The sequence below is a fragment of the Kitasatospora sp. NPDC088346 genome (assembly GCF_044740765.1).
In the GTDB taxonomy this organism is placed as follows: Bacteria; Actinomycetota; Actinomycetes; order Streptomycetales; family Streptomycetaceae; genus Kitasatospora.
In genome coordinates, this window is the sequence record NZ_JBIURH010000126.1 from 1 (window position 1) to 4,801 (window position 4,801).

4 protein-coding genes are annotated in these 4,801 nt (G+C 74.5%); all 4 read left to right on the forward strand.

What is annotated here, in order from left to right:
• The first annotated feature begins 283 nt into the window (after nt 1-283).
• The 4 genes from ACIOFR_RS41770 (at nt 284) to ACIOFR_RS41785 (ending at nt 4,505) form a co-directional block, all read left to right on the forward strand.
• Nucleotides 284-1,006, forward strand: coding sequence for a hypothetical protein (locus tag ACIOFR_RS41770; protein ID WP_401006002.1), 723 nt, complete (start codon nt 284-286; stop codon nt 1,004-1,006).
• A 438-nt stretch (nt 1,007-1,444) separates the two neighbouring features.
• Nucleotides 1,445-1,858 (forward strand): DUF485 domain-containing protein, encoded by a 414-nt coding sequence (locus ACIOFR_RS41775; protein ID WP_401006004.1) that lies wholly within the window; start codon nt 1,445-1,447, stop codon nt 1,856-1,858.
• Nucleotides 1,846-3,483 carry a cation acetate symporter gene (locus ACIOFR_RS41780; protein ID WP_401006006.1) on the forward strand — a complete coding sequence of 546 codons (1,638 nt, stop codon included), beginning with the start codon at nt 1,846-1,848 and terminating at the stop codon, nt 3,481-3,483. The genes ACIOFR_RS41775 and ACIOFR_RS41780 overlap by 13 nt, the downstream gene beginning before the upstream one ends.
• The gene (locus ACIOFR_RS41785) at nt 3,483-4,505 is read left to right on the forward strand and encodes an AMP-binding protein (RefSeq protein ID WP_401006008.1); all 1,023 of its coding nucleotides are present in this window, start codon (nt 3,483-3,485) and stop codon (nt 4,503-4,505) included. The genes ACIOFR_RS41780 and ACIOFR_RS41785 overlap by 1 nt, the downstream gene beginning before the upstream one ends.
• The last annotated feature ends 296 nt before the right edge of the window (nt 4,506-4,801 follow it).

A 4,801-nucleotide genomic window follows, 5' to 3' on the forward strand; every position in this document is an offset into this window, starting at 1 on the left:
AGGATCGGACGGAGGCCGCCCTCACGTCCGGCGAATCCCCATCCGGGTGATCATGTTCGAGGCGACGTTCGAGCCTGATGGATAAAGCACAAGCTAATCCTTCGGTAGCGACCGTGGTCCACTTCGGCGGCCGGCTTCCTAGCGTGGGTGTTCGCTGCGGGCGGTCCTCGACGAGGACCGTCAGGGTCGGGCGGAACGGGGGGACCGTGTCCGCGGTGCCCGGTGCAGCGTTTGCGGCTAGGAAAGCCCGTGCCGTACCGATCACCTCGCTGGGGAACCTCACGTGCGCTACCGACCCGCGCTCACCGCCGCCAAGGCCACCGTCGTCCTCGCCGTCCTGCCGGCGTTGCTGCTCGTCGGGGAGGCCGGGCACGCGGTGCCCGAACCCTCGGCCGCCCCCTCGGCCGACCCCGGCGACCCCGGCGAGCGCCGCGGGGACGTCACCCTCGCCCCCGGCCCGCTGCCGGACGTCGCCGACACCGTCACCCGGTCCGGCCCGGTCACGGGTCTCACCGTGCTGACGGCCCGGGAGTCCGGACTGCGGGCGCACGCGTTCGGTGCCGGCGCCTCCCGGGCCGCCGAGGGCGCCGGCGTCGGGGCGATGCCGGCCACCGGCGAGGAGAGCCAGGAGTGGCTGGTCCGGACCGCGGCGGGCGGCGAACTCGTCCTGCAGTCCCTGCTGCTGAGCAGTGACGACGGCGGGCCACTGGTCCTCACCACCGACCCGGACGACTCGGTCTACCTCCAGCACGAACGCCCGGCCGGGCCGGCCGGCGATCCCGGCCAGCTCTGGAGCTTCGAGGACGGCACCGCACCGGCGGGCCCCGGCGGCTCCGCCCGGCCCGGGACGGGTTTCCGGATCATCGCCCACCGAGGCGGCTGCCTGCTCGACAACGGGTACGGCGAGCGGCTCACGGTGGGCCAGTGCGAGGACCCGCGGGCCTGGTGGACCTCCGGCCGGCCGGTCGGACAGGCCGTCAGGCCCGTTCTGCCGAGCGCCTCCTGACCGGGTGACCGGCCGACCGGGCCGACCCGTACCGAAGGACCGAAAGGTCGGCGTCGGCCGACCGAAGATTCGCCGCGGCGGGGCCCTGCGCGGTTGCCCGCGGTCCCCGGCCGCTGCTGGGATGGGATCCCGGCCACCGCGCCGGCCGGAGCCCCGGAGCGGGCCCGGTCCCTGAGCCGCACCACTTCCCCCGGAACCCCCGGGCCGGAGGCCGTCGCACCCCTTCGCGGCCCCGGCCGGGCACGCCCGCGCTCCAGCGGGCCGGCGGGAACGGCGGCGCCCTCACGCTCCCGGCGCCCCCGTTCCCGCCCCTCCGCCTCCCCGGCCGCCCCACCCGCCATCCGCCGTCGGCCCCCGCCACCGGCCCGGCACCCGCCCCACCCGCCGTACCGGACCCACCCGGGCGGCGGGCCCCACAGCACCTCGACGGAGACACCCATGACCACGACCAGCCCACCCGACGAGCGCCCGCCGGAGGCCGCCGCCCCCTGCCCGGCGGTCTACCGGGACCTCGCCCGCAGCGAGGACTTCGACCGGCTGCGCAGCTCCTACCGCCGCTCCGCCGGCGTGCTGACGGCGGTCTTCCTGACCGTCTACCTGTCGTACGTGCTGCTGTCGAGCCACGCGCCGGCCCTGATGGCGACCCGGGTGGCCGGCAACGTCAACGTGGCCCTCGTGCTCGGCCTGCTGCAGTTCGTCACCACCTTCCTGATCGCGTGGCTGTACACCCGGCACGCGAACGCCCGCCTGGACCCGCGGGCCGACCGGCTGCGGGCCGCGTTCGACGCAACGACGAGGACCGGCACCCCGCACCGGGCCGGTGACCTGGAGAACTGCACATGCGCACGATGACCGACGGCCGGGCCGTGAGCCTCGCCTCCGAGGCCGGCGGACACCGGGGGCTGATCCTCGGGGTCTTCCTCGCCTTCGTCCTGGTCACCCTGGCCATCACCGTCCGGGCCGGCCGCCGGACCGGCGGCACCTCGGACTTCTTCGCGGGCGGCCGGTCGTTCACCGGTTTCCAGAACGGTCTGGCGATCTCCGGCGACTACATGTCGGCCGCGTCCTTCCTCGGTGTCACCGGGTCGATCGCCCTGTTCGGCTACGACGGCTTCCTGTACTCGATCGGCTTCATGGTGGCCTGGCTGGTCGCCCTGATCCTGGTCGCCGAACCGCTGCGCAACAGCGGCCGGTTCACCATGGCCGACGTACTGGCCTTCCGGATGCGCCAGCGCCCGGTGCGCACCGCCGCGGGCATCTCGACCATCGTCGTGTCGGTCGTCTACCTGCTCGCGCAGATGGTCGGCGCGGGCTCGCTGGTCGCCCTGCTGCTCGGGGTGGAGGGCGGCGCCGCCAAGAAGCTGATCATCCTCGGCGTCGGCCTGCTGATGATCCTCTACGTCACCGTCGGCGGCATGAAGGGCACCACCTGGGTGCAGATCGTCAAGGCCGTGCTGCTGATGGGCGGCACGCTGCTGCTGACCGTGCTGCTGCTGGCCCGCTTCGGCTGGAACCTCTCCGACCTGCTCGGCGCGGCCGGCGAGGCGAGCGGCAAGGGCTCGGCGTTCCTGGAGCCGGGCCTGAAGTACGGGGCCACCTCGATGTCCAAGCTCGACTTCCTCAGCCTGGGGGTCGCGCTGGTGCTCGGTACGGCCGGTCTGCCGCACATCCTGGTCCGCTTCTACACCGTGCCCAGTGCCAAGGCGGCCCGGCACTCGGTGAACTGGGCGATCGCCATCATCGGCGCGTTCTACCTGATGACCGTGGTGCTGGGCTTCGGTGCGACGGCCCTGGTCGGCCCGAAGGCCGTCAAGGCGTCCAACGCGGCCGGTACGACGGCCGTGCCGATGCTGGCCGAACGCCTCGGCGGCGGGGTGGGCAGCACCGGCGGCGCCGTACTGCTCTCGGTGATCTCGGCGGTCGCCTTCGCGACCATCCTCGCGGTGGTGGCCGGGCTGACCCTGGCCTCGTCCTCCTCCTTCGCCCACGACCTGTACGCGCAGGTGATCCGGCGCGGCCGGGCCACCGAGCGGCAGGAGATGCGGGCCGCCCGGCTGGCGGCGGTGGGCATCGGCACGGTCGCCGTGGTGCTGAGCATGTACGCCGACAAGCTGAACACCGCCGCCCTGGTGGCGCTGGCGTTCGCGGTCGCGGCCTCGGCCAACCTGCCGACGATCCTCTACAGCCTGTTCTGGAAGCGCTTCACCACCCGGGGCGCGCTGTGCAGCATCTACGGCGGGCTGGTCTCCTCGGTGGTCCTGGTGGCGTTCTCTCCGGTGGTGTCGGGCAAGGCCAGCTCGCTCGTACCGGACGCGGACTTCGCCTGGTTCCCGCTGGAGAACCCCGGGCTGGTGTCCATCCCGGTCGGCTTCCTGCTCGGCTGGGCGGGCTCGCTGCTCTCCCGCCGGGAGGACGGGCAGGAGGCCAAGTACACCGAGCTGGAGGTCCGTTCGCTCACCGGTGCGGGGGCCCACTAGTGCGCTCGCTGGACCTGGAGATGCTGCACGAGGCCGACCGGGTCGCCGCGGCCGTCCGCGCCGACCGGGTGGCCGTCCACTTCGAGGGCGGCCTCGGCGACACCCGGTCGCTCACCTTCGCCGAGCTCGACGAGGAGGTCTCCCGGGCGGCCGGCGCCCTGCGCGAGCTGGGCGTCGGCCCGGGCGACCGGGTCGCCGTCTACCTGCCGGTGATCCCCGAGGCCGTGGTGACCGTCCTCGCCTGTGCCCGGCTCGGCGCCGTCCCGTCGGCCGTCTTCGGCCTCTTCACGGGCGACCGAGCGGTGGTCCCCGGCGCGTGCGACCTGGACGCCGAGGTGGTCGTCACCGCGGACGGGAGCATGCGGCCCGGCGCGCCGGGCGGGCCCGAGGGCGTGGCCCGGCACGGCTCGCCGGTCGCGCTGAAGGCCGCCGTCGACGCGGCCCTGGCCGGCTCCCGGGTCCGGCACGTCCTGGTGGTGCGCCGCACCGGCCAGCCGGTCCCGTGGACCGAGGGCCGCGACCTGTGGTGGCACGAGGTGGTCGAGCGGCAGGAGGTGGCGCCCGGCCCGCGGCCGCGGCGCCCCGGGCGCCGCGACGACCGGGACATCCTGGGCCTGCGGCCCGGTACGGACGTCTACTGGTGCACCAGCGAGGTGGGCTGGCTGGGCGGCCGACCGCACGGCGTGTTCGGCGCGCTCGCCGCCGGGGTCACCCAGGTGATCTGCGAGACCAGCCCCGCGCCGGTCGGGCGCAGCCGGTTCTGGGAGATCATCGACTGGTACGGCGTGACGTTCCTGCACACCGACCCGGCGGCGATCCACGCACTGCTCGGCCGCTACGAGGAGCTGACGGCCCGGTACGACCTCTCCGGTCTGCGCGCGCTGTGCCGGGTGAGCGGGCCGAACCCCCGCCGGGTGTGGGTCATGCACCGCACCCGGGACTGGTCGGGCCGGGCGCGCAGCTGGGAGTCGTGCAGCCACCCGGCGCCGGGCGCCGAGACCGCCGCCCCGGTGGCCGGGTAGGCGAGTGGTCCACCCGCGGACCGGGCCGGCGACCCGCGGACCGGGCCGGCCCGCCCGGCCGTGGGCCCACCGAATGATTTGGCCCGTCGGACCGACATGTCGGTCCGATCCGTGCGGCCGCGGCCCCGGCGGGCCGCAAGATCGATGACAGGCACGGGGGAGGCACGCCTCTCCGAATGATCAAGTATCTGGAGTTTTCACATGAGCAACGAGAGTCTGGCGAACCTGCTCAAGGAGGACCGCCGTTTCGCGCCGCCGGCGGAGCTCGCCGCGGCCGCGAACGTGACCGCCGCCGC